Origin of the sequence: Mucilaginibacter sabulilitoris, from assembly GCF_034262375.1 — a bacterium.
GTDB lineage: Bacteria > Bacteroidota > Bacteroidia > Sphingobacteriales > Sphingobacteriaceae > Mucilaginibacter > Mucilaginibacter sabulilitoris.
This window is the reverse complement of record NZ_CP139558.1, coordinates 3,104,879-3,131,246: the sequence shown is the minus strand read 5'-3', so window position 1 is coordinate 3,131,246 and position 26,368 is coordinate 3,104,879. Positions and strand designations below refer to the sequence as shown.

The 26,368-nt window shown below is 41.5% G+C and carries 30 protein-coding genes; 16 read left to right on the top strand and 14 right to left on the bottom strand.

Features of this window, described 5'->3' with window-relative positions:
- Nucleotides 1-181: 181 nt before the first annotated feature.
- Complete coding sequence (locus SNE25_RS13610) at nt 182-1,516, top strand: dihydroorotase (protein WP_321565650.1); 1,335 nt, start codon at nt 182-184, stop codon at nt 1,514-1,516.
- A 151-nt stretch (nt 1,517-1,667) separates the two neighbouring features.
- Here SNE25_RS13610 and SNE25_RS13605 read toward each other — a convergent pair whose 3' ends face one another.
- The 4 genes from SNE25_RS13605 to SNE25_RS13590 all read right to left on the bottom strand — a co-directional run bounded on the left by SNE25_RS13605 (nt 1,668) and on the right by SNE25_RS13590 (nt 4,153).
- A complete protein-coding gene (locus tag SNE25_RS13605; protein ID WP_321565649.1) occupies nt 1,668-2,123 on the bottom strand; it encodes a GyrI-like domain-containing protein in 456 nt (151 codons plus the stop codon).
- 94 nt (nt 2,124-2,217) lie between these two features.
- The gene (locus tag SNE25_RS13600; RefSeq protein ID WP_321565648.1) at nt 2,218-2,640 is read right to left on the bottom strand and encodes an SRPBCC family protein; all 423 of its coding nucleotides are present in this window, start codon (nt 2,638-2,640) and stop codon (nt 2,218-2,220) included.
- A 10-nt stretch (nt 2,641-2,650) separates the two neighbouring features.
- Nucleotides 2,651-3,088 carry an EVE domain-containing protein gene (locus tag SNE25_RS13595; RefSeq protein ID WP_321565647.1) on the bottom strand — a complete coding sequence of 146 codons (438 nt, stop codon included), beginning with the start codon at nt 3,086-3,088 and terminating at the stop codon, nt 2,651-2,653.
- Nucleotides 3,089-3,202: 114 nt separating this feature from the next.
- Nucleotides 3,203-4,153: a helix-turn-helix transcriptional regulator gene (locus tag SNE25_RS13590; RefSeq protein WP_321565646.1), complete on the bottom strand. Its 951-nt coding sequence runs from the start codon at nt 4,151-4,153 to the stop codon at nt 3,203-3,205.
- 55 nt (nt 4,154-4,208) lie between these two features.
- Here SNE25_RS13590 and SNE25_RS13585 point away from each other — a divergent pair, with 55 nt between their 5' ends.
- The 3 genes from SNE25_RS13585 to SNE25_RS13575 all read left to right on the top strand — a co-directional run bounded on the left by SNE25_RS13585 (nt 4,209) and on the right by SNE25_RS13575 (nt 6,750).
- Entirely contained in the window at nt 4,209-4,625 is a 417-nt protein-coding gene (locus SNE25_RS13585) for a putative signal transducing protein (RefSeq protein WP_321565645.1), read from the top strand.
- 325 nt (nt 4,626-4,950) lie between these two features.
- Nucleotides 4,951-5,961, top strand: a complete 1,011-nt coding sequence (locus tag SNE25_RS13580; RefSeq protein ID WP_321565644.1) for a N(4)-(beta-N-acetylglucosaminyl)-L-asparaginase — start codon at nt 4,951-4,953, stop codon at nt 5,959-5,961.
- Between the two features lie 36 nt (nt 5,962-5,997).
- Nucleotides 5,998-6,750, top strand: coding sequence for a copper homeostasis protein CutC (locus SNE25_RS13575; RefSeq protein WP_321565643.1), 753 nt, complete (start codon nt 5,998-6,000; stop codon nt 6,748-6,750).
- Between the two features lie 215 nt (nt 6,751-6,965).
- Here SNE25_RS13575 and SNE25_RS13570 read toward each other — a convergent pair whose 3' ends face one another.
- Nucleotides 6,966-9,812, bottom strand: coding sequence for a hypothetical protein (locus tag SNE25_RS13570; RefSeq protein WP_321565642.1), 2,847 nt, complete (start codon nt 9,810-9,812; stop codon nt 6,966-6,968).
- Nucleotides 9,813-9,952: 140 nt separating this feature from the next.
- Here SNE25_RS13570 and SNE25_RS13565 point away from each other — a divergent pair, with 140 nt between their 5' ends.
- The 4 genes from SNE25_RS13565 to SNE25_RS13550 all read left to right on the top strand — a co-directional run bounded on the left by SNE25_RS13565 (nt 9,953) and on the right by SNE25_RS13550 (nt 12,321).
- Entirely contained in the window at nt 9,953-10,525 is a 573-nt protein-coding gene (locus tag SNE25_RS13565) for an RNA polymerase sigma factor (protein WP_321565641.1), read from the top strand.
- A gap of 38 nt (nt 10,526-10,563) precedes the next feature.
- The gene (locus tag SNE25_RS13560) at nt 10,564-10,980 is read left to right on the top strand and encodes a hypothetical protein (RefSeq protein ID WP_321565640.1); all 417 of its coding nucleotides are present in this window, start codon (nt 10,564-10,566) and stop codon (nt 10,978-10,980) included.
- Nucleotides 10,981-10,999: 19 nt separating this feature from the next.
- Complete coding sequence (locus SNE25_RS13555; protein ID WP_321565639.1) at nt 11,000-11,215, top strand: hypothetical protein; 216 nt, start codon at nt 11,000-11,002, stop codon at nt 11,213-11,215.
- Between the two features lie 437 nt (nt 11,216-11,652).
- On the top strand, nt 11,653-12,321 hold the full coding sequence (locus tag SNE25_RS13550; RefSeq protein WP_321565638.1) for a Pr6Pr family membrane protein: 669 nt from the start codon (nt 11,653-11,655) through the stop codon (nt 12,319-12,321).
- 330 nt (nt 12,322-12,651) lie between these two features.
- Here SNE25_RS13550 and SNE25_RS13545 read toward each other — a convergent pair whose 3' ends face one another.
- Nucleotides 12,652-12,849 (bottom strand): hypothetical protein, encoded by a 198-nt coding sequence (locus SNE25_RS13545; protein ID WP_321565637.1) that lies wholly within the window; start codon nt 12,847-12,849, stop codon nt 12,652-12,654.
- Between the two features lie 205 nt (nt 12,850-13,054).
- The gene (locus SNE25_RS13540) at nt 13,055-13,909 is read right to left on the bottom strand and encodes a glycoside hydrolase family 16 protein (RefSeq protein WP_321565636.1); all 855 of its coding nucleotides are present in this window, start codon (nt 13,907-13,909) and stop codon (nt 13,055-13,057) included.
- A gap of 112 nt (nt 13,910-14,021) precedes the next feature.
- Here SNE25_RS13540 and SNE25_RS13535 point away from each other — a divergent pair, with 112 nt between their 5' ends.
- From SNE25_RS13535 to SNE25_RS13515, 5 genes are all read left to right on the top strand, one after another.
- A complete protein-coding gene (locus SNE25_RS13535; RefSeq protein WP_321565635.1) occupies nt 14,022-15,278 on the top strand; it encodes a metallophosphoesterase in 1,257 nt (418 codons plus the stop codon).
- 136 nt (nt 15,279-15,414) lie between these two features.
- Nucleotides 15,415-15,627, top strand: coding sequence for a hypothetical protein (locus SNE25_RS13530; protein WP_321565634.1), 213 nt, complete (start codon nt 15,415-15,417; stop codon nt 15,625-15,627).
- A gap of 160 nt (nt 15,628-15,787) precedes the next feature.
- Nucleotides 15,788-16,078 carry a DUF3892 domain-containing protein gene (locus tag SNE25_RS13525; protein ID WP_321565633.1) on the top strand — a complete coding sequence of 97 codons (291 nt, stop codon included), beginning with the start codon at nt 15,788-15,790 and terminating at the stop codon, nt 16,076-16,078.
- A gap of 333 nt (nt 16,079-16,411) precedes the next feature.
- Nucleotides 16,412-16,891, top strand: coding sequence for an Lrp/AsnC family transcriptional regulator (locus SNE25_RS13520; RefSeq protein ID WP_321565632.1), 480 nt, complete (start codon nt 16,412-16,414; stop codon nt 16,889-16,891).
- 8 nt (nt 16,892-16,899) lie between these two features.
- Nucleotides 16,900-17,859: an EamA family transporter gene (locus SNE25_RS13515; protein ID WP_321565631.1), complete on the top strand. Its 960-nt coding sequence runs from the start codon at nt 16,900-16,902 to the stop codon at nt 17,857-17,859.
- 114 nt (nt 17,860-17,973) lie between these two features.
- On the opposite strand, the gene SNE25_RS13510 is transcribed toward SNE25_RS13515, so the two are convergent.
- Nucleotides 17,974-18,981 (bottom strand): ABC transporter ATP-binding protein, encoded by a 1,008-nt coding sequence (locus SNE25_RS13510; RefSeq protein WP_321565630.1) that lies wholly within the window; start codon nt 18,979-18,981, stop codon nt 17,974-17,976.
- Between the two features lie 184 nt (nt 18,982-19,165).
- Here SNE25_RS13510 and SNE25_RS13505 point away from each other — a divergent pair, with 184 nt between their 5' ends.
- Nucleotides 19,166-19,381 (top strand): hypothetical protein, encoded by a 216-nt coding sequence (locus SNE25_RS13505; protein ID WP_321565629.1) that lies wholly within the window; start codon nt 19,166-19,168, stop codon nt 19,379-19,381.
- Here SNE25_RS13505 and SNE25_RS13500 read toward each other — a convergent pair.
- The 4 genes from SNE25_RS13500 to SNE25_RS13485 all read right to left on the bottom strand — a co-directional run bounded on the left by SNE25_RS13500 (nt 19,378) and on the right by SNE25_RS13485 (nt 22,803).
- Complete coding sequence (locus tag SNE25_RS13500) at nt 19,378-20,301, bottom strand: ChbG/HpnK family deacetylase (RefSeq protein ID WP_321565628.1); 924 nt, start codon at nt 20,299-20,301, stop codon at nt 19,378-19,380. The two genes, SNE25_RS13505 and SNE25_RS13500, sit on opposite strands and share 4 nt — an antisense overlap.
- A gap of 157 nt (nt 20,302-20,458) precedes the next feature.
- The gene (locus SNE25_RS13495; RefSeq protein WP_321565627.1) at nt 20,459-21,709 is read right to left on the bottom strand and encodes a DUF2130 domain-containing protein; all 1,251 of its coding nucleotides are present in this window, start codon (nt 21,707-21,709) and stop codon (nt 20,459-20,461) included.
- A gap of 142 nt (nt 21,710-21,851) precedes the next feature.
- Nucleotides 21,852-22,427 carry a YceI family protein gene (locus tag SNE25_RS13490; protein WP_321565626.1) on the bottom strand — a complete coding sequence of 192 codons (576 nt, stop codon included), beginning with the start codon at nt 22,425-22,427 and terminating at the stop codon, nt 21,852-21,854.
- A gap of 157 nt (nt 22,428-22,584) precedes the next feature.
- Nucleotides 22,585-22,803, bottom strand: coding sequence for a hypothetical protein (locus tag SNE25_RS13485; RefSeq protein WP_321565625.1), 219 nt, complete (start codon nt 22,801-22,803; stop codon nt 22,585-22,587).
- 255 nt (nt 22,804-23,058) lie between these two features.
- On the opposite strand from SNE25_RS13485, the gene SNE25_RS13480 reads away from it, so the two are divergent.
- Nucleotides 23,059-23,523, top strand: coding sequence for a hypothetical protein (locus SNE25_RS13480; protein ID WP_321565624.1), 465 nt, complete (start codon nt 23,059-23,061; stop codon nt 23,521-23,523).
- Nucleotides 23,524-23,648: 125 nt separating this feature from the next.
- On the opposite strand, the gene SNE25_RS13475 is transcribed toward SNE25_RS13480, so the two are convergent.
- Nucleotides 23,649-24,476, bottom strand: a complete 828-nt coding sequence (locus SNE25_RS13475; protein ID WP_321565623.1) for an N-acetylmuramoyl-L-alanine amidase family protein — start codon at nt 24,474-24,476, stop codon at nt 23,649-23,651.
- A 232-nt stretch (nt 24,477-24,708) separates the two neighbouring features.
- On the opposite strand from SNE25_RS13475, the gene SNE25_RS13470 reads away from it, so the two are divergent.
- On the top strand, nt 24,709-25,530 hold the full coding sequence (locus tag SNE25_RS13470) for an alpha/beta fold hydrolase (RefSeq protein ID WP_321565622.1): 822 nt from the start codon (nt 24,709-24,711) through the stop codon (nt 25,528-25,530).
- A gap of 27 nt (nt 25,531-25,557) precedes the next feature.
- Here SNE25_RS13470 and SNE25_RS13465 read toward each other — a convergent pair whose 3' ends face one another.
- Nucleotides 25,558-26,343, bottom strand: coding sequence for an outer membrane beta-barrel protein (locus SNE25_RS13465; protein WP_321565621.1), 786 nt, complete (start codon nt 26,341-26,343; stop codon nt 25,558-25,560).
- Nucleotides 26,344-26,368 lie beyond the last annotated feature (25 nt).

The window sequence follows — 26,368 nt, the reverse complement described above, 5'->3', positions numbered from 1 at the left end:
TCCAGCGAAGCGCAGATCGGGTGAGTCGGCTACATCATGATCTGAAAACAATCACAATAAATATTTCATGAATAAAACATGAATTTGCAGGCTCCCATATCAACAATCAAAGCTAAAGAACCCACTTTGGCGTTTATTGTTAAATTTGTCGTAATTAAATTCTCAAATCCGAAATATCTATATGGCATCAATACTCATTAAATCCGCAACCGTAGTTAACGAAAACAGGCAATATGTTGCTGACATCCTGGTAAAAGATGGTTTTATTGAACGTATTGATGCAAATATTGATGTAACTGCCGACGAGGTGATCAATGCAGAAGGCCTGCACCTGCTGCCCGGCTGCATTGACGACCAGGTTCACTTTCGCGAACCGGGACTAACACACAAAGCGAATATCCATTCGGAATCGCGCGCGGCCGTGGCCGGGGGTATAACCACCTTTATGGAAATGCCCAATACCGTACCCAATACCTTAACGCAAAAACTGCTTGAAGATAAATATGAGATAGCGTCGCGCAACTCGCTGGCCAACTACTCGTTTTTTATGGGCGCATCAAACGATAATCTTGACGAGGTGTTGCGTACCGATGCGGCCAATGTTTGCGGGGTTAAGGTGTTCATGGGATCGTCAACAGGGAACATGCTGGTTGATAATCCGCGTACACTCGATAACCTTTTCGCGCAGTCGCCCATGCTCATAGCCGTACATTGCGAAGATGAGGCAACCATCCAAAGTAACCTTAACCATTACAAGCAACTGATGGGACAAAATATACCCGTAATGATGCACCCCAAGATCAGGAGCGAGGAGGCCTGTTACTTGTCGTCGTCGCTGGCGGTGGAGCTGGCCAAAAGACATAATACCCGCCTGCACATCCTGCACATTTCAACCGCTAAGGAAGTGGGCTTGTTTGACAACGTAAAACCGTTAAAAGATAAACGCATTACTGCCGAGGCCTGTGTGCACCACCTTTGGTTTAGCGATGCCGATTACGAGACCAAAGGCAACTCTATAAAATGGAACCCCGCGGTTAAAACCGCGGCCGACCGCGACGCCATTTTACAGGGTGTGCTCGATGGTCATATCGACGTAATTGCTACCGACCATGCCCCGCACACCCTTCAAGAAAAAGAGCAACCCTACCTGCAGGCGCCATCGGGCGGACCACTGGTTCAGCATGCTTTACCCGCCATGCTGGAGCTGCATCATCATGGTAAAATAACGCTTGAACAAATAGCCGAAAAGATGGCACATAACGTGGCTACCTGTTTCCAGATTGACAGGCGTGGCTTCATCCGTGAAGGTTACTGGGCCGATCTTGTACTGGTGAATTTGAACAAACCCTGGAACGTAAACAAGGGCAATATTTTGTACCACTGCGGCTGGAGCCCATTTGAAGGCACCACCTTTCGCGCTCAAATTACACACACACTGATATCAGGAAACATCGTTTATAGTAATGGAAGTTTTATTGAAGGTAAATCTGGTAAACGTTTGAATTTTAACCGTTAATAAAATTTATTTCTTTCAAATACAGAATTTTCTGTAGATAAAATCCCATAAAAAAACCTGTCATCCTGAGGAACGAAGGATCTATTAGCAACGATACATATTGCAGAATAGATCCTTCACTACGTTCAGGATGACAAATCAAATCTGGCAACTACTTCACCCCCACATAAACTTCTACTTCGGCATCTTCGGGGTCCTGAGCTTTGGCGCCGTACAGGTCAAAATCGGCCGTGTATTTTCTATCGATAGTGCTATTCCATATATGCTGCCAGGTTTCGGCTACACAATCCGGGAGCCTGCCCTTTGCCGTGTACTTTAAATAACCTCCGGGCGTAACAATACGCCCAATCAAACCCACAGGTATGTTATCAAGATTTTTTACCCTACAGCCCAAGACGGTAGTATAAAAACCGCCCTGGTCGCTTTCGTAATCAGTATAAACACAATACACCTCATCGTTTATCCTGTTTGTTATCTGCTGCATGATATCATTTTCCATAAACCGGCCCCACAACTCGCCAATATCCTTTGCCGACTGCCCGTTAGCATTCGTGGTACGTACTGATATTCCCAACAAAAAGAACCCTTTTATATCAACTTTATCCATAATTTAAGCTATTACTATTTGTTATATCAAATTATAAATTATTTTATACCAATTTATTATAAAGTTTATATAAATAATTAATACAATTAAATTATTACTCAATCATTTTTCGCAAACCATCAAAAACACCATGCCAGTTTTGCTCTGAATGTTGTTTGGCTTCCTCATTTTTGATATTGTCTTGGGTAATGTGCAGGGTTGTTTCGCCATTATTTTCGGTAAGGGCATAGGTAATATTGGCATAGTTTTCTGGTTTGTCTTCGGTACCGCCCATGCTGCTCCAGTAAGTGTACTTTAAAAATTTACCCGGATCAATTTCCAGTATCTTGCCATGGTCTTCATACTTTTTGCCATCCCATTCGCCGCTGAATACTATAGGCTCCCCTACCCTCCAGGTCGATTTTAAATTGGTGCCAAAAAAGTAGGCTTTTACCATTTCCGGATCGGTAAGTCCTTGCCAAACTTTTGATGCGGGGACCTTAAATTTCAGTTCTGTGTTTAATGTCAGCTTTTCCATAATGTAGTTTTTATTTGTTTAAAGTGATTAGTTTTCCCGTGATCATTTTTGCTTTTATCCGCTCAAAATCATGCTCCGGTATCTCCAGAAACCCAAACCTAAAAGGGTATCCCCAGCTCTTTTTATTGGTAATAAAATCAAGTTTATCAACCAGCGGAGCAACGGGAGTTTCTGTGTTTTGATAGAAGCCGATATTGCGCCGCCAGGGTATAAAATCGTCGCTCATTTTGTGCTGGTAAATCTCCTCATCGGCCACCTGCCCAATGGCAGTAAACGCCTGGCAGGGCTCGGTGCCATTCATAGTTTGTTTGGGCGAATAAAACAGCACCCAGTCGCCGGTATGCATACGTTTCAGGGCCGCCTGTTTGCCATGGTTTGCCTGCATAAAGCCACCGGCAACACCGCGGGCAATATGATCTTTTGAAGCTACAGTTATCCAGTATTTCATGATACTTAGTTGTTAAGAACAGGCCACGTTAGTATAACAACATGTAGCCTGCTATTGTTCAACAAAGTAAATAACGGGTATTGACAGCCCTATGTCAGCAGGAAAAAAGGGGGATTAATTATTTCTTTCGGTAATGGCTTTTGCAATTACACCTACCTGCTCCCGCAAACTGTCGGGGTTTACGATCTCGGCACGATCTCCAAACATCATGAACCAGCGCGAAAATCCCTCTAAGGAGGTGGTTAAAAAGGTCATTTCAATTTTATTGCCTACCGATTTTTCAGATACAAAACCGCTGTAATATTTCTGATGGTCAAGGTAGCAAGCTATCTCCTTGTCAACTTTTATAACAACGGTTTCCAGCTGTTTCTCTTTAGCGGTTTGAGCTATGTAGGCTTTTAAAGTGGGATGTTTGTCGATGTTATAGGTAGTATCGGCAATTACCAGCTTACGGATACGGTCGATCCTAAAGTCGCGGTAATCATTGCGCAGCCTGCAAAAGGCAATCAAGTGCCAAAAGCTGTCGAGGTAAAAAATACCAACCGGTTCTACATCCCTTTTGGTAAACTCCTGGCTGTGTCCGGCAAAGTAATCGAGGCATAAAAGCCTCTTTTGTACAATACTATCCAGTATGCTCTGGATGTGATCGGTATTGCCGGTGGCCCGTTTCTGGCTATGGCTTTTTAAAACTTCAATGCTGCCGTCAAGGTTTTCAAGAGCATCCTTTTCGGCCGTTTTTAATATGGCCCGTACCTTATACATGGCCGACTGGTGGTGCTTCATGGTTGTTGAATCGGTTAGTTTTTCAACAAACTTTTCGGCGGTTAAAAAGGCTGTGGCTTCCTCGCGGGTAAACATTACGGGTGGCAAACGGTAACCATCCATAATGGAATAACCCACACCGGCCTCGCCCATGAGCGGGATGCCGGCCTCTTCCAGTGTTTTTACATCTCGGTAAACCGTACGCAGACTGATATTAAAGCGTTCGGCAATGTCAGAAGCTTTAACTACCCTGCGCGATTGCAGCTGTATTAAAATAGCCGAAATACGGTCAATACGGTTCATACATCAAATTAAGCAAAAAACAAGCTACCTTTGGTTAAATATTTCATTTATCGCTATGGCCAACGAAACCAATGAGAAGATCGTAACACTCGAAACTTATTACGATGTTATGCTGGCACACATCATGCGCACCAAACTGGAGGATAATGGCATACCCTGCTTTATTGCTGATGAAAATATGATTGCCGTTAACCCTTTATATAACCATGCTGTTGGGGGCGTTAAACTCAAAGTATTTGAGCGCGACCTTGAAAAATGCCGCGAAATACTTGCCGCCGAAGGCGATCTGCATGATCAGGACCATGTAGAAATAGACAAAGAATCGAACAACGTGATCATTTGTCCCTACTGTTCATCAACCAATATAGGTCCGGCCGATCCGGGTAAATTCTCGTCGTTCCTGTCGGCTGTTTTTCCATTTTATAATACCAAAGCGTGGCACTGTTTTAATTGCCTGCAGGATTTTGAGTAAGCCCCTCTAAACCTCCCCCAAATAATGTTTTAGAGCCTTCTCCTTTGGAAAGGTTATGAAGCTCTGCTTGCGTACAGACTCACCCGACCGTCGCTACGCTTGGTCACCCTCTGCACCTGCGGCGCAAAGAGGGTTTAGGAATAAAAAACAAATAAAACGCGTCATTGCAGGTATGAAGCAAAAAGCCTCCTCTAAATCTTCCCTTGAGGGAGACATTAAAATACTTTTTTTAAGCCCTCTCCTTTGGAGAGGGTTGGGTGAGGCTTTCCAAATATCAACCCAACTACATCAACCGTTTTTTAGCTGTTTTTTTTATCTTAGCGGTATGTACAACCGTCGTAAGTTCCTTAAAATATCAGCCGCCGGGGCTTCCTTGGCAGCCTTATCTCGCTCAGCTATCGCAAACACTATTTCCGCGGCACCCGATGCCAGTTTACCCATTGTAATATCAACCTGGGACTTTGGTATTATAGCCAATAAAGGTGCCTGGAAAGTCCTCTCAACCGGGGGGCGGGCGCTTGATGCCATTGAGGCCGGGGCCCGAATACCCGAGGCCGAAGATATTACCAATCATACCGTTGGCCGCACTGGCCTGCCCGACCGCGATGGGCATGTAACCCTTGATTCGTGTATTATGGACGAATTGGGCAATTGCGGCTCCGTGGCAGCTATGGAGAACATCGCGCATCCTATATCGGTAGCCCGCCTGGTGATGGAAAAAACTCCTCACGTAATGCTGGTTGGCGATGGCGCTACCCAGTTTGCGGTAGAACAAGGCATGAAGAAAGAAAAGTTGCTGACGCCCGAATCTGAAAAAATATGGAAAGAATGGCTTAAAACAGCCAAATACAGCCCGGTAATGAATATTGAAAATGGTAAAAAGCCAGGCGACAAATATAACCATGATACCATTGGCATGCTGGCTATTGATGCCAAAGGCAATATATCTGGAGGATGTACAACCAGCGGTATGGCATTTAAACTGCATGGCCGTGTTGGCGATAGCCCCATTATTGGCGCGGGCTTATATGTTGATAATGAAGTTGGCGGCGCTACATCAACCGGTGTAGGCGAAGAAGTGATCCGTAATGTGGGCAGTTTTCTGGTGGTTGAACTGATGCGCCAGGGCTTATCGCCCGAAGATGCCTGCAAGGAGGCCGTGCACCGCATTATTAAAAAGAAACCCGAAACAGCTAAACAGATACAGGTAGGCTTTTTGGCCATTAACAAAAAAGGCGAATATGGTGCTTATGCTATACAAACAGGTTTCTCGTTCGCGGTTTGCAATGCGCAGCAACAGGATCTGTTAATCAAGGGAAAAAGTTTTTATAAATAACGGGCTGTTAATTATACTATAATCATTTTAAAAATCATGACCTCATCTGTTTCTCTTGAAGTTTGCGCCAACTCTCTTATCTCGGCACTGGCAGCCCAGGAAGGCGGAGCTGCACGGGTTGAACTTTGTGAAAATTTAAAAGAAGGCGGTACTACCCCATCTGCCGGGCAAATATTGCTTGCCCGCAAGCTACTCCATATTAAACTATATATACTTATACGCCCCCGTGAAGGCGATTTTTTATACACCGACGTCGAGTACCAAATTATGTTGGCCGATATCAGGTATTGCATCGAGGCCGGTTGCGATGGTGTAGTAATAGGTATGCTGAACGCCAACGGCACTATTGACAAAGAACGCTGTTTGGAGATGGTAAGGCTTGCCAAACAATGGGGACTTGGTGTTACCTTTCACCGGGCGTTTGATATGTGCGCCGACCAGTTGCAAGCCCTTGAAGATATTATTGAAATGGGCTGCGAGCGTGTACTTACTTCTGGCGGCAAAAGCACTGCCATGGAAGGAGCAACCGTCATTAACCACCTGGTTGAACAAGCGGCGGGCCGCATCAGCATTATGCCAGGCAGCGGCGTGAGCGAAGCCAACATAGCCGACCTGGTGCATTTTACAGGTGTAACCGAAGTCCATTCATCAGCACGCGGCAACGTAAAAAGTAAAATGGAATACCAAAATGATCACATCTTAATGAGCACCGTACCCGGCGATGAATACAGCATTGACGTTACCAATGTTGACAGGGTACGTGAACTGGTGAGGCTGGCTAATAGCTAAGAATTTTAAAGCCTGCCCTTCCAGGGGAGACTTAGAGGGGGTTCACTTGTCGTATTCGCACCTGTTCGGCGGCGTTGGCTGTGTTCGTACTTTCAAAAAACGAACACCTGCAAGAATGCATAGGGCTGTCATCCTGAGCTTCGTCGAAGGATTGCGTGCAGAGGCCCCAACACCATGCTTCGACAAACTCAGCATGACAGGGCTTTAATTGGCTCCTAAAAAAACGTAACAGGCAATACCAGCTCTATCCGGTTACGGCCGGTGCCTCCAAAAAAGTCGTTATCAAGCAAGCGGCTGTACCGTATACCAAAGGATACGCTGTTCTGGTTAAAAAATTTGGTATCAAAATACACCGTCGCCCCCGTCGACCTGAAATTTTGCTTAAAGCTGCTGCCATTGGTAAAAAAGCTATCGGCTGTTGCGCGGGTATAGTCAAAAAATAAAGCTCCCCTTAAACGCAGCAGATAGACAATGTTGCCAAGGCCTGCATCGGGATAAGCAAACGGAAAATGATAGTTAATGCCCACTTTATTCATCTCGTCCAGGCTTTCGGCAGTATATCCCTTACTGAACGGAAAATTATTGGAAAACCCGATTACATTGTCCTTGCCCTTTTGCTGGTGGGCCACATTAATTACAAGGCTATGATTGCTAACCAATCCAGGAAAATAGAATGTACCCGATACCAGCAATTGCGTTGCCGCTGCTCCGGTTACCGCCGATTTATAATTAACACTGATGCTTTGCGCCAACCGTGGGTATATGTTTTGTTTTGCTATTTGGGTTTGGTTGCTAAATGACAGGTAGTTATTTAAATAAGCATAGCTCCTGTCGGCAAACCGCTGTGCATTATTTTGCTGAAAGCTGGTCTGGTTAAAATACAGGTCGCTGCCAAAAGTAAGGCCGGTTGAATGCTTGCCTGCGCTAAAATTAAGGGGCACTTGTAAACCGCCATGGATGGATGTTTCGTTCCAGTACACATAACTGCCTTTATAAAACTGTCGGCGATCAAGCGTATAATCAACGCCGCCGGATATATAAGGGAACAATGCCCCGTACACGGCCTCAAAGCCAAACTGCTTATAACCTTCGTTGCGGTTGTAATCAAATGACAACTGTGACTGAAGAGTGTTCAGAACGTTTTCGCCGGTTATGGCGAAGGAATAATTAGGGTCGCTGATATCGGGTATAATACTGTGAAAATTGAACAGCCCATGCGCTTTGGAGTAGGGGACCACCGGCAATGGCTTATCAACCACCCTGGTCAGCATATTGGCCGACGAATCGCGTTTAAGCGCCGTAATGCCCATATCTGGCAGGTAATGTACATAGTTGCTGCCCGCGTCTATCCATTTCAGGTCCTTTCTGTTTACCTCATTTATTTGATAACCAAAAGCGGTAAAGCCAACCCAGGCCAGTTTATCCTCGCTTACAGCCGGCTGATAATGACCTATACCTGTATCGCTCCCTGTTGGCAGCAATTCATAAGTGCGGTTGTTATCAAGCTTCAGCACAAATAGCCTATCATTAACATCTTCGGTTTGGGTGTAATAAACGGCATCCTTCTTTATGGCTACAAAACCTATAGGCCTGAAACTAAATGGCATTAAATACTTCGGGGTTCCGGTTGCAATATCGATCATTGCCAGGCTCATTTTACCTTCCGGATCCCTTACGGCGGCTACTAGTTTACCATCTCCGTAAAAGCGGGGATAAGTATAAAATAACTTGTTTGGATTGGGCAGTGCACTGATCAGCCCGCCATCAGCATTCAATATATGCAGTTCGCTCGCACCTGACGTTGCTACCTGCGCTACCACAATGCGCTTACCATCGGCACTAAAGGCCGGCGAAAAGTATTTAGTTTTTTGGGTAATACGATGCTCTTTGCCAGTTGCTACATCAAGCAGCATGAGCTCACTATAATTACGGTATCCCCAGCGTACGTCTGGCCGGTAACTGGCGTAAACCACCTTACCATCATGGTAATTAAAATAATTATCGAGCGAGGACGAACGGGTGCTGATACACCTTTCCTTACCTCCTGTTTTTATAACGAAGGCAGGTATATGATTGTACGTCGTTTTCATGTAAATGAGCGTACTATCATTAATATAGGCCGGATATTCCCTGTCGGCATCAAAATGCCGGGATGCGTCTGGGTTTGGCTTAGTGTTGGCGTCTGTACCGCTAAACTGCTCCTTAAAATGATCGAGACTGTTATTGGTGAATGTTTTAAAATCGGTACTCGCGTATTTTTTCACCGCCCTTTGAAAGGGATAAAAGCCCCCTTTAAAAGCCGCTGCATCATGGGTTACGTTTTTCCAGAAATTATCGCCATACTGCTGGCGGCCGTAAGCTACCAGCATATAACCCAGCGGATAATGATTAGGCGTGTAATCTACATACGAACCATTACGCAGTTTCATGTAGCTGTAATTCCTTTCGCCTACCCATAATGCCCTATATCCGTTAAAAAAAAAAGGAAGGCGGCCCCGGCCCTGTTCACTTACATGGGTTTCGTTAAACACTGCATCCCCCTCAAAAAACCAATCGGGTACCGACAGATCATTACCTAGCGCCTGCCCGCCCTCGCCAAACAAAATATGCAGCACATGCGACAAACCTACATTAAAATTATTATACTGCTGCACATGCCTGAACTCGTGAATGGCCAGTTGCTGCGGCCAGGGTAAACTGCCTATATCAAAGCTATTTTGCTCTGGTGTTAAAAAAAATTCACTCCTGAAGGGGGCCAAACCCACATACCCGTTGGCAATAGTGGTTTGATTTTGCAAAACGATGCTTACCTGCTTTTGCTTAAAGCCGATGGTTGGTTTAACAAGCCCGTTCATTTGCCCCACGATGTTAGCCACCCTTACCCCTGCCGAATCCATCCCTGCGGGGAAAATGATCCGTGCGGCCGGGGTATTTACCTGCTTCCATTTTATTGACGGGGGATTGCCCCCAAACTCCTGAGCCCTGGCTATAGTGGCAGCCACCAGCAACGCCGGCAACAGCAGCTTTTGCAAGGTTTTATTAACGAAGAGGGACTTATTCATTCGGGGCTGAAAGTAAGTACAATTTGCAATTTAAACAATCGGTTAACGCAGCGGTCATGCCTTTAGTCTGTTTTATTTTCTTAAAATAATTTAAAATGTTTTCAATGCTTAATCGTCTATATCTTTAAAGGAGAAAAAAATTGACAACCGCACTAATGTCCGACGATAAAAACAGCCATATCATACATACAATAAAAGCGTATGGTAAAAGCCTGCTGGGTTTTATCCGCCGGAGGGTGAAAAGCGATGCTGATGCCGAAGACATACTGCAGGATGTCTGGTACCAGTTTAGTACGGTGATCAATTCGGAGCCCATTGAACAAACAAGCGCCTGGCTTTATAAGGTAGCTCGCAATAAAATAACCGACAAGCATAAAAAAAAGACAGAAACTTTGCTTGACGATATGCTTACAGGCGGAGAAGATGAGGATGACACGGTTGATTTGAAGGCCATATTATTTACCGAAACCAGCACTCCCGAAACCGAATATTTACGCAACCTTTTTTGGGACCAATTATTTATGGCGCTTGATGAGTTGCCCTGTGAGCAAAAGGACGTGTTTATATGGCATGAACTGGATGATCTGTCTTTCCAGGAAATAGCGGATACCACGGGAGAAAAGATTCAAACACTGGTATCGCGCAAAAGATACGCGGTATTACATCTGCGTCAAAGATTACAACAATTGTATAAAGAAATAACAGAATATTAAGAAGTACCCTATTTAGCAGGGATTAAAAAATTAAGAAAATGAAAAAAGTATTTTATGAAAGGCCATACAGGTTCATATTCATCCCCTTAGCCGTGGCGGCCATATTGTCGCTTGTAAGTTTTATAGTGATGCAGCTGTGGAATAATTTGCTGCCGGATATTTTACATGTGGGCGTTATTACCTTCTGGCAGGCCATGGGCATATTTGTTTTATGCAAAATATTGTTTGGCTTTGGTAAAGGCGGGCGCCATGGATGGGGTGGCGGCGCGCCCTGGATGCGCAGGCATATGGAACAACGCTTTAGGAATATGAGCCCCGAAGAACAGGAAAAATTCAAAGCAAAAATGCGGGACCGCATGTGCAACTGGGAAGGCCGTGGCCCAGACTTTGGCAGATTTGGCCGTCAGTGGAACGATTTTAAGAACGAACCTGAACAAGAAAATAAAGATCAATAAAATATAAAATCTGCCTATTATGGATGTGCTGGTATTTTCAACAAGCGTTAAGGAACCGCGACAGGTTAGCAGGGTACGTACCCTGCTAACCAAAGTTCCGGCAATTGCCCAATGGAACTTTGATCTGGACGATTGTGATAACATATTGCGTATAGTGGCTACTGGCTTGTCGCCGCAATACATTGAAACACTTTTACAAAAAGCAGGGATCCGTTGCCAGGAACTGAAATATTAATATCAGTTCCTGTTATTTTATCTTTAAAAGATATAAGTCTGTCTGAATCATTAATGAGGATCAGAGGAGAATACTCAGTATGATATATGGGTATTTACATCACGTCCGGATATAAAATGAACTGTGTTATTTCTGTTCCAGTCATCTATATCTATCAGTCCTGGCCTGGTTTGGTAATGGCCATTATCATTAGGGCATTTAACTATATAAAATCCAGCTGCATCTGCCTGGATTACAGGGCGAGCTCCACAAATTTTACAAAACTTGCAATAAATTGTTTTGGGTATCGCTAAACAACTATTCATAAATTATTTTTTACGAATAAAATCTTAATGTTGTTACCTGTAAATGAAATTTACAACATAAAAGTGGCTTTTAGCCAAAGCATTCTATTCATTTAATAAGTGTTATTCTTATTTTTATAAGAAAAAATACTTATGCAGCAGGGCAAGTCGGTAAATAGTTCAACCAAACTATCACAGCTTATTTTAATCTTATCGGTATTATTAATTTGGTTTAGTTTAATTGCACAGTTCTGCATTTCCATACCTGCCTCCTTAAACCAGGGGCGCAGCATAGCCGGCACACTTGTAATGATACTTAGCTTTTTCACCATTCAGGTTAACCTGCTGGCGGGCTTAGCAATGGGGGCTTTGTTATTAAAACCTTCAACACTTGCTTTTTTTACACGTGGATATGTTATTGCAGGTATAGCCCTTTATATTACTATTGTATGTCTGGTTTCTAATACTGTACTGCTTGGCCTGGTACACCTCACCGGGTTAGCCCTTGTAGCTGATAAATTAATGCACCTTATTAACCCTATATTATTTGTTGCTTACTGGCTATTTTTTATACCAAAGGAAAAATTGAAATGGACGCAAACATTAAACTGGTTGTGGTATCCGTTTTTTTATTTTTTATACACCATTATCCGGGGGACTGTAAACCATTGGTACCCCTATCCTTTTATTAATGCCGATAAACTCGGTTACAGCCAGGTGATCGTAAACTCGCTATTTATACTTGGTGCGTTTTTAATCCTGGGCTTATTATTTGTGGCCATATCACGGTCTATGACTGCAAAAAGCAATTACTCTAAGTAACATTCCTGCTATTATTACTAGTATTCAGCACGGTTGGTACAATGGTTGTTGCTTTTATTGAAGCATCTATCAATATACCAATATGAAAACTCCGCTATCACGTGCTGTTGCATTACTTATACTTGCCATCTTCGGCCTCACCAGTTGTTCGGCAGAATATCGTGAAAGAAAAAGACATCGCCGCCATGACGACAGGGTGATTATTCACGAACGTGTAATCTATAGAAACTAACGTTTATCCGGAAGGGCATAAACAAGCAAAGCCCTGCTTAAAGGCAGGGCTTTGCTTGTTTATGGTATATTAACAGTTAAAAACTTAATTATTTATGCTCAATCATTCCACAAGTGATCCCTGTGCACGGATGAAGCCAATTTATTTTTAATAAAGAAATCTTCTTTTTGCAGGCATTCATTAGTATGTATGTCTTCGTCTGCGTTAACCTTTATTACAATGCCTGCTACCTGTTCAATTATGCTTGATAGAGTATGTACTTCGCTGTCGGGTATTTGAATTGTTAATATTGCCATAGTAGTAGATGTTTAAAGTTGATAATTCAAAAATATGCAATTGCTATTACAGCAATGTTTTAAAAAAGTAAAATTCAGCTTACTCTTTGATTACATTTTTGCATTTTTTGCATTTTATAAACATTTAACGTAATACCTGCAGCAGGTATTATTACCCCTGTTTACTTGTTACACTTCTTTAACAAATTTTAACAGACCATACTGCTTAATTGCTTTTGGTAACCAGAACCCAGTCAACCAATACTTTGGCCTGCCCTGTCTTTATTTTGTTTGCCGTACTTTCTGATATCCCAAAGTAAGGTTTGGTAATTTTATTATAACCACCGGGATAACCGCCCCCTAATGCAAAGTTAAGAATGATGAATTTTTTATTATCAAAAGCCCAGCGACCATACTTTTCAACCATGGCTTTGGTTACCGTGTAAGTTGTTTTACCGTCTATTTTAAAAATCAAACTTTTAGGGCTCCAGTCAACCGAGTAAATATGCCATTGGGTAACATCAGTTCCTCCGGGAAAATGAACTCTGTAAGCAAGTGGAGTATCACCAAAATAATTCGGACCATGCAGGGCATGGCTTGTCCAGCTCGAGTCGCCTACCGTTTCCATCACATCAATTTCGCCGCAATCGGGCCATTTACCATTACCCAATGCCCAAAATGCAGGCCATAAACCAGCACCTGCAGTCATTTTCATACGTGCCGAAGCCGTACCGTAGGTAAACTCCATTTTATGCCGGGTGTTTATTCTGCCCGATATAAAATCATATTTCTTCTGTTCCTTGCTGGTAAACCCTGGTTTATATATCGCTTTTAGTACTAACGCGCCATTTTCAGCACCCTCGGCATCATCGCCCTTTACCATATATATAGTACTGGCCGAATCAACATACGCCTGTTGTTCATCATTAACGGTATTTCCAGTAACTTCTACATTCCACATACTCCTATCGAGAGATGGTTCATTAAAATCTTCAAAAAACACGGTATCGGCCTTGTGCTGTTGTGCATTGGCTTTAGCAATTAAAAGGCTCGTGGCAATTAAAAGGTAGTATAATTTCATGGCGGTTATAATTGACAACTAAAATAAGGATTTATGTTGATGACTTTTGATACTCAAATTTTACCCTTTAATTACCTTTCCTTTTATAAATTGCAGGCTAATATGTAATTACATGCACAACAGTGGCTTTTTCAGGGTATTCTTAATTATATCGGCAATCAGTTTATTATTAGACTGGTATATTTTTTCGGGATTGAAAACTTTAAGCGCCGACTGGCAATCGCACCTGTGGCGCAATGTAATGCTGTTTGGCTATTTATTTATATCTGTTGGTGTTATCGCATTGTTTCTGATAGGCTTTGGCAGCTTTAGTACGGCAAGCGGTATGCGCCCTTTTCACGAATGGGTATTAAGCCTGTTCCTTACCTTTTTTATTACCAAACTCTTTTTTGTTATTATTTTATCTCTTGGCGACCTGGGACGCTTTTTTGTTGGACTGTTTAACTTAGCCAGCGGTAACAGAAGCCAACCGGCATTTCCGGGCCGCCGTAAATTCATCAGCGAAATTGCCGTACTGGTAGCGGCCGTTCCTTTTACATCAATGTTTTATGCCATGTTTAAGGGCAAATATGATTACAAACTGCATCGTAAAACTATTTATTTTGATGATCTGCCCGATGCCTTTGATGGCTTTACCATCACCCAGTTATCAGATATACACTCGGGCAGCTTTGATAATACCGAAGCCATGCAGAGGGGCATTGATATGGCAAAAGCTCAAAAAAGCGACCTATTTGTTTTCACCGGCGACCTGGTAAACAACGTAGCCTCAGAAATTGAGCCTTATATGGATAGGTTTAGTGAGATCAAAGCACCTTATGGGCAATTCTCCATATTAGGCAATCATGATTATGGCGATTACATACAATGGAACAGTGAACAAGAGAAAGCTGCCAATCTTGAAAAATTAAAACAATATCATGCTACATTAGGGTACCGGTTGCTGCTTGATGAAAACGTAACTATTGAAAAAGGCGGACAAAAAATATCGCTGATTGGTATACAAAACTGGGGGCGCGGCTTTATACAAGTAGGTGATTTGAACAAAGCACTTCAGGGTGTACCTAAGGATGCCTTTAAAGTGCTGCTTTCACATGATCCTACCCATTGGGAAGAACAGGTACGCTACAATGCCACAACTATTCACCTTACGCTTTCGGGGCACACACATGGCGCACAATTCGGGATCGAAATACCCGGCTTTAAATGGAGCCCGGTAAAATACCGCTACCTTGACTGGGCCGGTCTGGCTAACGAAAAAAACAGGTATCTGTACGTAAACCGTGGTTTTGGGTTCCTGGCTTTTTCGGGCAGATTAGGTATATGGCCCGAGGTTACCGTAATTGAATTAAGGAAAAAAGCTGCTTAAACTTATCGGCCATTTCCTTCAAAACAGTTATAATCCTCTTACTATATTGGTTTTAAAACCATAATTCAGTGGCGCTGGCTGTATCTTATTTGATTATGGCAGGGTTTTTATGCGTATAAGCTTAAAAACTAAGGTTATGGCATCTTCTCAAATAAAGAAAATAGGAAAAAGCAATGTAAACGCACAGCATCAGAACAGCAATGTGTGGGAAGTAATGAAACCGTTTGTGCATTTTGGAATAAAGGCAACCGGTGTAATAGCTGGTACGCTGATATCTATTATAAAACATATACCTAAGCCTGGCGGCCCAAACAAGCAGGACAATAAAAATAAGATCATCAAAATATAAATATAGCCCGGTCGGAAGCCTCTATAAATCATATATCAAAACCTATTGCCCAACCCGTGAAAACACGGTGTTTGAACATTTAAAAATACAGTGTTTTCACGGATTGACCGATTGACATATAATTCTGAGTTTAGGGCTTTAAAACCCTGAAACTATTAACATGCCCATACAAATAACTGGTGTAAACAGAACCAATGGTGAGTATGATAACCCGTACCTGGCCATCAACTCGTTAGTATGGATTGATGACCATACACAAAATCGCGGAATTACTACGAGAGACGTCCTTTTTGATTGGATAAATGACAATGGTACAGCCTACATTGTAGATGAAGAAGGTAATAAAGCCAAACTACTTACCGCTACGACCAAAAACGGTTATAAATATGTTAAAACTGCTTTTGATGAAACCAAATACGACAAATTACTAAACCTTTTGGCTACAAAATAATTTAAGAAAACCCATACCTTATCTGCTTGCACCTGTCAATATTTTTTGATGGGTGTTTGTTTTTTAATGGGGTTTGGGAACTTAAAAAACAACACTAAACAGAAGATCCTATCCTGCCCAAAATTCATGATAACATACAGCGTACTTAATTAATTCATGTTATTTAGGATAGCTATTTATCAGCATTCTCGATAACATTTTTGTTCTCTAACTCTCTATACCCCTCCAGTTATACAACTGATGTTTAAACACTATCATGATAGTTTTGTTGAATTAAATTCATTTTTATTAATATTCATTGAATTTAATTCAATAAATACATAATATTACAGAATGATTGGCGAAACAGAAATATTTTTAGACAAAACAGACCTGCACATTTTACGCTTAATGCAGGGCAATGCCCGCATATCAAACGCCGACCTTGCGCGCGAGCTGGGGATGGCGCCGTCTGGTATATTGGAACGGGTGAAAAAGCTGGAACAAAAAAATGTTATCATGCAATATACAGCTCGGGTCAATCCTATAGCATTACAGCAAAAACTGCTGGCTTTTATATTCATGAAAGCATCTGATGGACCAGGCAGTAGCAATGCCACGCTCGAGTTAGCCAAAATACCCGAAGTACAGGAAGTACACCATGTAGCAGGCGATGATTGTTACCTGGTTAAAGTACGCACTTACGACTCGGCATCGCTAATGCATATTATGCGTACCCAGTTTAGCAAAATACCCAACATTTTAAGCACACGTACCACCATTGTGCTTGAAACCGTGAAAGAACAACAACAATTGGTTATACCCGAAAAATAAATATTACCATGGCTTCTGTATCACAAAAATCCGCATCTCCCCTATTGGTTATTATAGCTTTTGCAATAGTTTATATTGTTTGGGGCTCAACTTATTTTTTTATAAAAATGGCAGTCGATGGGTTTCCACCACTGTTACTGGGAGCACTCCGCTTTTTCTCAGCAGGTGTTTTGTTATTAATCTGGTGTATAATTAAAGGCGAAAAGATCTTTATTAAACGTAACGTCATGCATGCTGTTGTTACTGGTTTTTTACTGCTGGTGATAGGTAATGGTGCTGTGATTTGGGTTGAGCAAACGCTTCCAAGCGCTATGGTGGCCATCATGGTATCATCGGCCCCTATATGGTTTGTATTGTTCGACAAGCAAAACTGGAGCGTAAATTTTAAAAGCACCTCAACCATTATTGGCTTGCTTGTAGGGTTTGCAGGTGTGATATTATTATTCAGCGAACAGTTAGATGGCCTGTTTGATACCACAACCAATACCAAACTACCGGGGATGATAATGCTGCTTGTGGGAGCAATGTCATGGGCGTCAGGGTCTTTATATTCTAAATATCATAATACAACGGGTTCTGCCTCGGTAAACACAGCCTGGCAAATGCTGGCTGCCGGTTTAATATTTTTACCGTCGAGTTTTCTTCACCATGAGGTACAAAACCTACAATGGCAAAACATTCCGGCTCACAGCTGGTACGCCCTATTGTACTTAATAGTTTTTGGTTCAATAGCAGCCTTTAGCGCTTACGTATGGCTCTTGCAGGTACGTCCTGCAACACAGGTGAGTACTTATGCGTACGTAAACCCGGTTATAGCTGTTATACTGGGTGTATTATTCGCAAATGAAAATATCACACTTTTACAAGTAAGCGGCTTGGTTATTATATTAGGCAGTGTGTTGTTGATTAATCTAAGCAAATACCGAAAAGAAAAGCAAGCAAAAATAGAACTGGCCGCGGCGAAGTAAAAGGCTAAAAAAATGCAAGATTTCGAGGAGGCCCCCTCTAAATCTCCCCCGGTAGGGGAGACTTTTAGTTTTAAGCCCTCCCTTCCGGGGAGGGTTGGGTGGAGCTAATTGGTTTCAATTCTCCCACTTCCCAAATTCAAAATATTTACTAATCCTGATACCGATTGTACTTCCTTTTGGGTATTTACCTCTTTTATAATTTATTACACGCAAGGTAACCTCTTCGCGCTCAATAATCAGCTCTTCATAAAAACCTTTGAACAAAACTTTTTTCACAACCCATTTGCTGCCTAAAACACTAATTTTTATGTGTTCGGCATATATAACAACTACCCCACGTCTGCTTTTTATACTACAAATTTTAGCCTGGGCAAATGTGAGCTGGCTACAGCTGGCCAGTATTTGCGAAGTGTATAACAATTTCGGTGAATGGTAAAGTTCCTCGGGGCTGCCATTTTCTACTATTTCCCCTTCTTTCAGCACAATCAGTTCATCGGCCATCGACAGTATCTCAGCCGGATCATGCGATACCAGTACCACGGTAACGCCCCATTCCTGCACAATATCCCTGATATCATGCTGCAACCCCTCGCGGTAAGTTGCATCTACCTGGTTAAAAGGTTCATCAAGCAACAGCACTTCGGGCCGGCTAATAAGTGCCTTAGCAATGGTTACGCGTTGCTTTTCGCCACCACTAAGTTTAGCGAAATATTGATCCTTAAGTTGATAAATATGCAACATGTGCAAAGCCTCTGTTACTTTCTGTATAGCAAGGCTTTTATCTTCATCGGGCAAACCGGCGCTCACGCTATCCCAAACAGATAAATGCTGATCCATATCGCTGCCATTTTGCGTTATCATACGCATTACCTTGTGGGCCTGCTGCAATCCTCTATCTCTGCTTAAAACTTGCTCTTCTTTAAAAAACACTTCGCCGTGATCGGGCTGCAGGTTGCCATAAAGTAAATTGAGCAAGGTGGTTTTGCCGCTGCCACTTTCGCCAACTATAGCGGTTATTTTTCCTTTAGGTATAAATATGGTTATGTTATTAACACCGGAAGACTTATCCCCAAAAAAGTTTTTGGTAACCGATATGGTTTCCAGTATCAAATCATCAGTCATTCTAAAGCAGGTAATTTATTAATCAGCTTTCATCAGGCAGCGGGTACATTGCCATGAATCAAGTACCTAATCTATAAAAAAGTTTACTATCAAAAAAAGTATCTGTCATGATAATTTAACCTTACAGGCAAACAAATTAATGTAATAGCTATTCTTATATATACACAGTTTAAAACCACAGCTTATGAACAAAACTATAGGAATAGTACTCATAATTATAGGAGCCATAATGCTTATATGGACGGGTTTCACCTATACCAAAAAAGAAAAGATTGTAGATGCGGGCCCAATCCAAATATCAGCCGACAGGCAAAAAACCGTAAATTGGCCACCGTATTTAGGCGGCATATTACTTATTGGCGGTATTGTAATTGTGGCTACCTCAAAAAATAACCGTTAATTATCTAAGGCTTTAAGTACACTTACATCTTTCGTAGCCAGTAATTGATCATAATTAATCAATTTAAACTTTCTGCCAATCATATTTTTAAATTCTGGCGACAGCAGTGCATTGAGTTCGGTTTGCCTGTGAATACTAGTTAAAGGTTTACCCTCTTTTGAGTTCATCATGTTGCTGTTCATATCAACCAAAACATCCATTTCGGGACTCGGAGTAGCGGTGTGCAAAACCATAAGGTTGGGCCGTTTAGGATCGAGCTTGTTGTTCAGATAATCTAAAAACGCTGCTTTTTTGGTAGCGATGGGTTCTCCCCACATTTCCTTATAAGTCTCACCAAAGTAATTAACCTTGCTTAGTATGGATATGCCCAGTTTGTATTTGTGTGCCAGTTTTTCGGTAAGTGCACGCAATTCCGGGGTTGACAGGGCAATACCCATGTGCGGATCTATATAGCTTATTTTTAAGCCGGAAGCCATCGCCCGTTCAATTTGTGCTGATAATTCCTTTTCAATTTCATCCATTTTATACCCACTTTTGGCAAATGCCCTGGTTGATTGTGGGAAGTAGCCATCTTTATCAACAAGGCTCGGTACTGCGGTGCGCCCCAGTACTGGGCCCCAGCGATAGTTTTTCCACTCGGATGTAAGCGTTAAGTGCACTCCTACACTTACGTTAGGATATTTTTTGAGTATCTCCACCGCCTCCTGATACCAGGGACAGGCAAACTGCAGCGAAACAGAAACCGGCATACCTGTTTCGGCTACTTTCTGAGCGGCCATGTTTACAGAATGGTTCATCCCTATATCATCAAGTCTTATCATTAACCGGGGAAGTTTATCTGAAGTTTGTTGGGCCCAAACCGAGTTTGTACCTGCAACCAATAAAAACAGGCATAAATAAAGCAGATTTATCTTTTTCATAGCTCGTAAAACAGTGTAAATGAATGGGCTTATATATAAATTGAAATCTACCGGATGGCAGAGGTTCAGGATGTTAAGGTAGTAAAATTTCCAAATACAAAAGGCCGGTCATACGCTGACCGGCCTTTACTTATTAATTATATCTTAATTTTTACAATTACTCCAACAGCAAGGCGTCCTCATCGTCGGTTAAGTTTAACTGTATCGAATCGCTACCGGCAATACCTTCAACACTGCCTTTAATATGGGCAGCGTTTAATAGTACTTTATCCAATTGCTTTTCGCGCGATTTCCACATCTTTTCCATGGCATCGCGCTCTTTTTGTATAGAGAGGCGCATGCTCATATATCCCTCTCGAATGGCCTTCCATTGTTCGGAGAACTCGCTACTGGTTAAGTAATCATATAGCAGGTGCATTTTATCGCCCTTGTTATCTTGTGAACGGGCCTGATTTGACAGCTTGATAACTCCATCGCGTAGGATATATGATACCGCTTTTACCTCATCAAAACTACAGATCCAAACACCATCTTTTTCGCCAAAACAATCCATGCCTTTAGGATAGCATTGGGTAACTATCACTGCCACATCAACACCAATGCTACGCATATCCTTCTTAAGCTTCTCTATCCAGTCGGTGCCAAAAGTGTTGGTACGTTTGCTTTCATATATGATACGGCCGCACTCCTGCCCAAACTGGTTACGCACGGTTTGTACACAGTCGGCGCCACGCACACCTTTCCCTACTTCACTTATTACGTCAAAAGGAAAATAATTGCGTAACAGCTCTTCCAATATCAGCTCCTGTGCTTCGCCCTGCAATTGCATGGAGCCTTGTTCGGCCTTGCGTTTCATCTCATCGGCCAGCTTTTTCTGGTCGTCAAGCTGCTTTTCAAGTTCTTTTACCTTTAGCTGGTATTCTGTATCTTTTATGCTGTGACGTTCGGCCTCTTGTTTGCGGATTTGCTCGCTTAGCTCGTTACGCTGCTCCTGCAATTTACGCTGCAGGGCGAGTTCCATCTCTTCTTCTTTTTGCTTCAGTTGTTTTTCGCGCTGTAAAAATTCCAGTTCTTTTTGTCGCGACAATTTGAGCTTTTCTTCATTCTCTTGGGCTGAAGTTTGAAGCAGCTGCAGCTGGTTTTCATAATCCTGACTTATAGATTTGCGCAGATTTTGCTCCATCGCCAGCTGCAATTGCTTTTTCTCATCGGTTAACCGTTGTTCAAAAGCTTCCTTTTGCTGCCGTTCCTTTGATAAAAATTCCTCATCCTTTTTTCGGTATTCCTCTTCCTTTTGGCGGGTATAATCCTGCATTTTAATGCGGAGCTCTTTCTTATACTCCTCAGCCATCACCTCCTCTATCGGAAAACCAAAACCACAACTGGGGCACTTAACTTCTGTAGCCATATATAAATATTACAAAAAAATAGTTATGCAGATCAAAGATAAGGATTTTGCCGGGCGCATCAGGCAATACAAAGTACAGTAAAAGCAAACGGCGCACTCATTTGCATGAGCACGCCGTTTGTGTTAATATATATTATTTGAATTATTTTGCTTTACCAAATTCGCCGTTAGCTTTAATAGCAATTTCGTCGCTAACTACCGCATTCGGGATTGAAGGACCAAATGCAAAATCAGAACGGTTAATAGTACCTGTTAACTGAAAGCCTGCATCATCTGCCTTACTCATTGGATTAACTATTGTACCGCGGTACCATAAATCAAAAGTAACCGGTTTGGTTACACCGTGTAAAGTAAGGTTACCAGCAAGTTTATAGTGTTTATCAGAAGTTTTGGTGATACCTGTGCTTGTAAAGGTAAGCGTTGGGTATTTTGCCACTTCAAAGAAGTCGGGGCTTGAAATATGTTTGTCACGTTGGTCGTTATCAGTAGTTACAGAAGCAGTCTGTATAGAGATCTGGAATTTAGCATCACTAAAATCAGGTTTTGATGAAGTAATGGTAGCATCATAATTTTTAAAAATGCCATCAACGTCAGATACCATTAAGTGAGTTGCAGTAAATTTAACGTTTGAGTGCGCTTTGTCAACAGTCCAGGTAGTTTGTGCAGATGCTGCCGTGTAAAAAAATGCAGATGCCAACAGGATAAAGATCTTTTTCATTGTGTTTAATTTTTTTAAATTTCTTTGTTTATGAGTCAAAAGTATATATCTTTTCCAATATAAATGTTTAAACATTTATTTATTAGAATCTCATGACAAATATCGACTGTTTTAGTAGGCTTTAGGGCAACAGGGGGAATACAGGACAAATAAACTGTTAATATTCAGCTATATGTTCATCAATAGCTTCACCAATTTGTTCAATCGGAATAAATGCAGATACAGGCTCATGTTTAATATAAACCCAATTACCCGCATCGGTTTTACCAATGATATAATTAATATGCTGATTAAAAACATCAAACAATTTAGGAAATGCAGAATGAAGGCTTACCTGGTAATTCACTTCATCAATGGTTACGGTAAAAGGTTCCACAAGTAACAAATTTTATAGCTAAGCTAAACAAATAACCACAATAAATATATTTTAAGCGGGCTATTTTTCAACAATAGCATCGAGAACTATTTACAGCAGGTTTGCCTGCTAAGATTCTTTTTTTTTACTTAATAGGACTGTATATTTTGAACAAAGCCGCAATAAAAAATCAAGTTTATATAAAACTATTTGTACGCTGCAGTGTTAAGTTTGCGTTATTAATAAAAAATACAATTTGTAACTTAAAACTCTACTATGTTCATCAAAAATTATTATGCAAAAGCAGCAATGTTGTTTATTTCCTTAGGTTTAATTGCGGCGATACAATCTTGTACCAAAAAAGGTGAGTTAGACCAGCCAAAAGATGATGAAAACTTAATCGGCGCCTGGAAAAGGACCATACCGCGCCCCGCGCTTGGAGATAGTGTAGAAACTGTTGCGTTTTACGATGGTATATTCTCTACTTTAAAAGTTGATGTTTACGATACTCCTGGTTCTACCACCCCTACCAGTACACTTTATAAAGGGGTATATAATACCAATGGGGTTGTGTTATATTTGAAATTAAATGAGAAATTAAATTCTATAGATCCAAACAGCAGCGGTACTCCTATTGATGAAACTTTTTTTGATAAAGTACCCTATAAAATAAACCCGACTGCTGATACGCTTACAGTTACAGGGAGTAGTACATTAAAATTTGTTAAGGTAAAACAATAACCATTTAGGCAATTATCTATTCAATATAAATTACCGTAAAGCCTGACATTAATGTCAGGCTTTACTTTTGAATGTTTTTTATATGCTTCCCTTGGTAATATTGTATATTGTCCTTTCGAATGCCCTTATCTCCCCTCCAGGTTATTGCGATACTGTTTTAGAGACCTCAATATCGACCGGGCAATTTCATTCTGGCCCGAACTGGAGTTCAGGTATTTTTCATCACCCGGATTATTAATAAAACCTGTTTCAACCAGTACGGCAGGCATACCACTTTGCGCCAGTACTAACACACCCTGTTCTTTTACCCCATGAGTTCGGCGGCCATCTGTTTTTTTAAATTCTTTATCCACCAGATCGCCAAACTGAATACTTTGCTTACGGTATTTTTGCTGAAACGCGTTAAGTACAATAGTATTTACAACCGCATCGCTGCCATAACCATTATATTTATCCTTATAATCTTTTTCTATATAGATAGAGGCGTTCTCCCGCAAAGCTTCGCGCTGTTCCTGGCTTCGGTGAAAACCATATACCAACAGCAGAGGACCGTGCTCGGTACTTCGGCGCTGGGGTGTTGAATTACAATGTATGGATATAAACAGGTTACCCTGGTTATTATTGGCTATATCTGCACGTTTATGCAGTTCCACAAAAACATCGGTGCTTCGGGTCATGATCACCCTGACATCGCCCATTTCATCGTTAACCAGGTCACGCAATTTTTTAGCTATACCAAGCGCTATGTTTTTTTCTTTTGAATAGGCACCGTGAGCGCCCGGATCTTTACCGCCGTGTCCTGCATCAATAATCACGGTTTTAAATTTAAACCTGCTGGTACTGGGTTTAGCCGCTGCATCCTGTTGCCCCAAGCACACAGTAGCGCTAAACATACATACTATAAAAAAAATAATGGTAGTTATATAATTACTCTTAAGGCAAATTGCTGGCATGAAAAATATGTTGGTACAGGTGGCAAAACATTTCTATTTAAAGTATACCACATAGGATATTGTTTTACTTATAAGGTTTAATGTGTTAAAATTAATATTGCAAAGGTAATATTAGTTAGCGTGTTAACATAAGTTTTATAAACATGGTACTTTCACATTCAGGTTGTTATAAAGCTGGTTATTGTTTTTTGCGCCCTATACTATATATTTAACATTAATTTATATATCCGTTATGTCATTTCAAAAAACACTCTTCGTTTTATTTATATGCATCGAATTCGTGAATATAGGATGCCGCGATAAAAACCAATTACCCTATGGCAATAATCCGGCAGCCGGCAAATATTACAACATACGTGGCATAAAATTATATACCGAAGTTTATGGTAAGGGTAAACCACTTTTACTTATACATGGTAACGGTGGCAGCATGAATGCTTTTGCTGCCAACATACCCTATTTTGCACAAAAATATAAAGTTATTGCCGTAGATAGCCGGGCACACGGCAAATCGCGGGATAATCGCGACTCGTTAAGTTTTGAAATGATGGCCGATGATTTTGCCGCCCTGCTTGATACTATGCATATTGATTCGGCCTATGTTATTGGCTGGAGTGATGGCGGCATCAACGCGCTCGAATTAGCTATGCGGCATCCCGATAAAGTAATTAAATTGGCCTCAACCGGCGCTAATTTATGGCCCGATTCTACCGGTATAATCCCTTCATACTGGAAACAGGAACAGCAGGACTATAATGCTAAAAAGAATACCATATTTAAAACCGCAAAAGAAAAAAATGATTGGAAAGTTTTTTTGCTCGACTGGTTTCAGCCTAACATCAAGCTTTCGGAATTAAAAACCATTAAATGCCCGGCGCTGATTATAGGAGGTGATCATGATCTAATTCCTACGCAACATACCGTGCTCATTTCCCAAAACATCCCAAAAGCACACTTATGGATTGTTCCAAATTCCGGACACGGCACCCTGATTGAGCACAGCGATGAGTTTAATAAAAAAGTGAATGATTTTTTTGAACAGCCTTTCAAATAAAAACTAACGCGAGGTAGTAATTGCCTTTTAAAATTTAAATGTTAAAGCCGCCAATCCTGTGGCCGAGGTAAAAAATGTACCTGCTCCGCTCCCTTGAGAGTGGCCAGTTGGTGCAAAAAAATTGTATTTTGTCTCCAGGCTTAAATCAATATTCTCATTCAGCGCAAAAGTTAATCCAAGGCGCGGCGCAACATAAAAGTCAAGATCACGCTGCTTTATTAAATTTGCTTCGATATCACCAGCGTCTGTATTTTCATCAATAACAAGTTCAGGGTCAATAACAACATAATGTGCCTGATAAAAGCCCAAATTAGCCCCGCCATAAACCTTTACGCCTTCAGCTACATCAACATTATAGACAGCCCCAAAATACGCGGAGTATATTTTATAATTACTAAAAACCAAGCTACTGAGCGCAACCGATACCGAGTTGTTATCAGTATTTTCATCGTTTAAAAAGCTCAGATCAATTTCTCTCGGCTTATACGAATGATAACCCAAACTTACGCTGAATGTGAAATTATTTACAGCTCGTGTTAAACCCAAATTATAGGCTAAGGTAGATTTGTAGGCATCTTTAAGAACTCCAAGCGGCGCATCATAACCCACCCCAAACATAATTCCATACCCCGAGTCGCCTGAACCACCACCACCATAAGTTAGCGCGGCATGTGACCGGCGCTGTGCCTTTGCTGTACCAAACATGCACAGCAGCATCAAAACAAATGCAAATACAGTTTTTAAATAAGATAATGTTTTGAAAAAGCAGGCATTATGGCCCGTTTTGAAAGAGTTAAATTGATTAAGGTTCATTAGCAGTAAAAATATAAAAAAACCT

What these genes read in the sequence shown, in the direction of transcription:
- SNE25_RS13610 (WP_321565650.1), top strand. Translation starts at nt 182, where the DNA reads ATGGCATCAATACTCATTAAATCCGCAACCGTAGTTAACGAAAACAGG.
- SNE25_RS13605 (WP_321565649.1), bottom strand. Translation starts at nt 2,123, where the DNA reads ATGGATAAAGTTGATATAAAAGGGTTCTTTTTGTTGGGAATATCAGTA.
- SNE25_RS13600 (WP_321565648.1), bottom strand. Translation starts at nt 2,640, where the DNA reads ATGGAAAAGCTGACATTAAACACAGAACTGAAATTTAAGGTCCCCGCA.
- SNE25_RS13595 (WP_321565647.1), bottom strand. Translation starts at nt 3,088, where the DNA reads ATGAAATACTGGATAACTGTAGCTTCAAAAGATCATATTGCCCGCGGT.
- SNE25_RS13590 (WP_321565646.1), bottom strand. Translation starts at nt 4,153, where the DNA reads ATGAACCGTATTGACCGTATTTCGGCTATTTTAATACAGCTGCAATCG.
- SNE25_RS13585 (WP_321565645.1), top strand. Translation starts at nt 4,209, where the DNA reads ATGGCCAACGAAACCAATGAGAAGATCGTAACACTCGAAACTTATTAC.
- SNE25_RS13580 (WP_321565644.1), top strand. Translation starts at nt 4,951, where the DNA reads ATGTACAACCGTCGTAAGTTCCTTAAAATATCAGCCGCCGGGGCTTCC.
- SNE25_RS13575 (WP_321565643.1), top strand. Translation starts at nt 5,998, where the DNA reads ATGACCTCATCTGTTTCTCTTGAAGTTTGCGCCAACTCTCTTATCTCG.
- SNE25_RS13570 (WP_321565642.1), bottom strand. Translation starts at nt 9,812, where the DNA reads ATGAATAAGTCCCTCTTCGTTAATAAAACCTTGCAAAAGCTGCTGTTG.
- SNE25_RS13560 (WP_321565640.1), top strand. Translation starts at nt 10,564, where the DNA reads ATGAAAAAAGTATTTTATGAAAGGCCATACAGGTTCATATTCATCCCC.
- SNE25_RS13555 (WP_321565639.1), top strand. Translation starts at nt 11,000, where the DNA reads ATGGATGTGCTGGTATTTTCAACAAGCGTTAAGGAACCGCGACAGGTT.
- SNE25_RS13550 (WP_321565638.1), top strand. Translation starts at nt 11,653, where the DNA reads ATGCAGCAGGGCAAGTCGGTAAATAGTTCAACCAAACTATCACAGCTT.
- SNE25_RS13545 (WP_321565637.1), bottom strand. Translation starts at nt 12,849, where the DNA reads ATGGCAATATTAACAATTCAAATACCCGACAGCGAAGTACATACTCTA.
- SNE25_RS13540 (WP_321565636.1), bottom strand. Translation starts at nt 13,909, where the DNA reads ATGAAATTATACTACCTTTTAATTGCCACGAGCCTTTTAATTGCTAAA.
- SNE25_RS13535 (WP_321565635.1), top strand. Translation starts at nt 14,022, where the DNA reads ATGCACAACAGTGGCTTTTTCAGGGTATTCTTAATTATATCGGCAATC.
- SNE25_RS13530 (WP_321565634.1), top strand. Translation starts at nt 15,415, where the DNA reads ATGGCATCTTCTCAAATAAAGAAAATAGGAAAAAGCAATGTAAACGCA.
- SNE25_RS13525 (WP_321565633.1), top strand. Translation starts at nt 15,788, where the DNA reads ATGCCCATACAAATAACTGGTGTAAACAGAACCAATGGTGAGTATGAT.
- SNE25_RS13520 (WP_321565632.1), top strand. Translation starts at nt 16,412, where the DNA reads ATGATTGGCGAAACAGAAATATTTTTAGACAAAACAGACCTGCACATT.
- SNE25_RS13515 (WP_321565631.1), top strand. Translation starts at nt 16,900, where the DNA reads ATGGCTTCTGTATCACAAAAATCCGCATCTCCCCTATTGGTTATTATA.
- SNE25_RS13510 (WP_321565630.1), bottom strand. Translation starts at nt 18,981, where the DNA reads ATGACTGATGATTTGATACTGGAAACCATATCGGTTACCAAAAACTTT.
- SNE25_RS13505 (WP_321565629.1), top strand. Translation starts at nt 19,166, where the DNA reads ATGAACAAAACTATAGGAATAGTACTCATAATTATAGGAGCCATAATG.
- SNE25_RS13500 (WP_321565628.1), bottom strand. Translation starts at nt 20,301, where the DNA reads ATGAAAAAGATAAATCTGCTTTATTTATGCCTGTTTTTATTGGTTGCA.
- SNE25_RS13495 (WP_321565627.1), bottom strand. Translation starts at nt 21,709, where the DNA reads ATGGCTACAGAAGTTAAGTGCCCCAGTTGTGGTTTTGGTTTTCCGATA.
- SNE25_RS13490 (WP_321565626.1), bottom strand. Translation starts at nt 22,427, where the DNA reads ATGAAAAAGATCTTTATCCTGTTGGCATCTGCATTTTTTTACACGGCA.
- SNE25_RS13480 (WP_321565624.1), top strand. Translation starts at nt 23,059, where the DNA reads ATGTTCATCAAAAATTATTATGCAAAAGCAGCAATGTTGTTTATTTCC.
- SNE25_RS13475 (WP_321565623.1), bottom strand. Translation starts at nt 24,476, where the DNA reads ATGCCAGCAATTTGCCTTAAGAGTAATTATATAACTACCATTATTTTT.
- SNE25_RS13470 (WP_321565622.1), top strand. Translation starts at nt 24,709, where the DNA reads ATGTCATTTCAAAAAACACTCTTCGTTTTATTTATATGCATCGAATTC.
- SNE25_RS13465 (WP_321565621.1), bottom strand. Translation starts at nt 26,343, where the DNA reads ATGAACCTTAATCAATTTAACTCTTTCAAAACGGGCCATAATGCCTGC.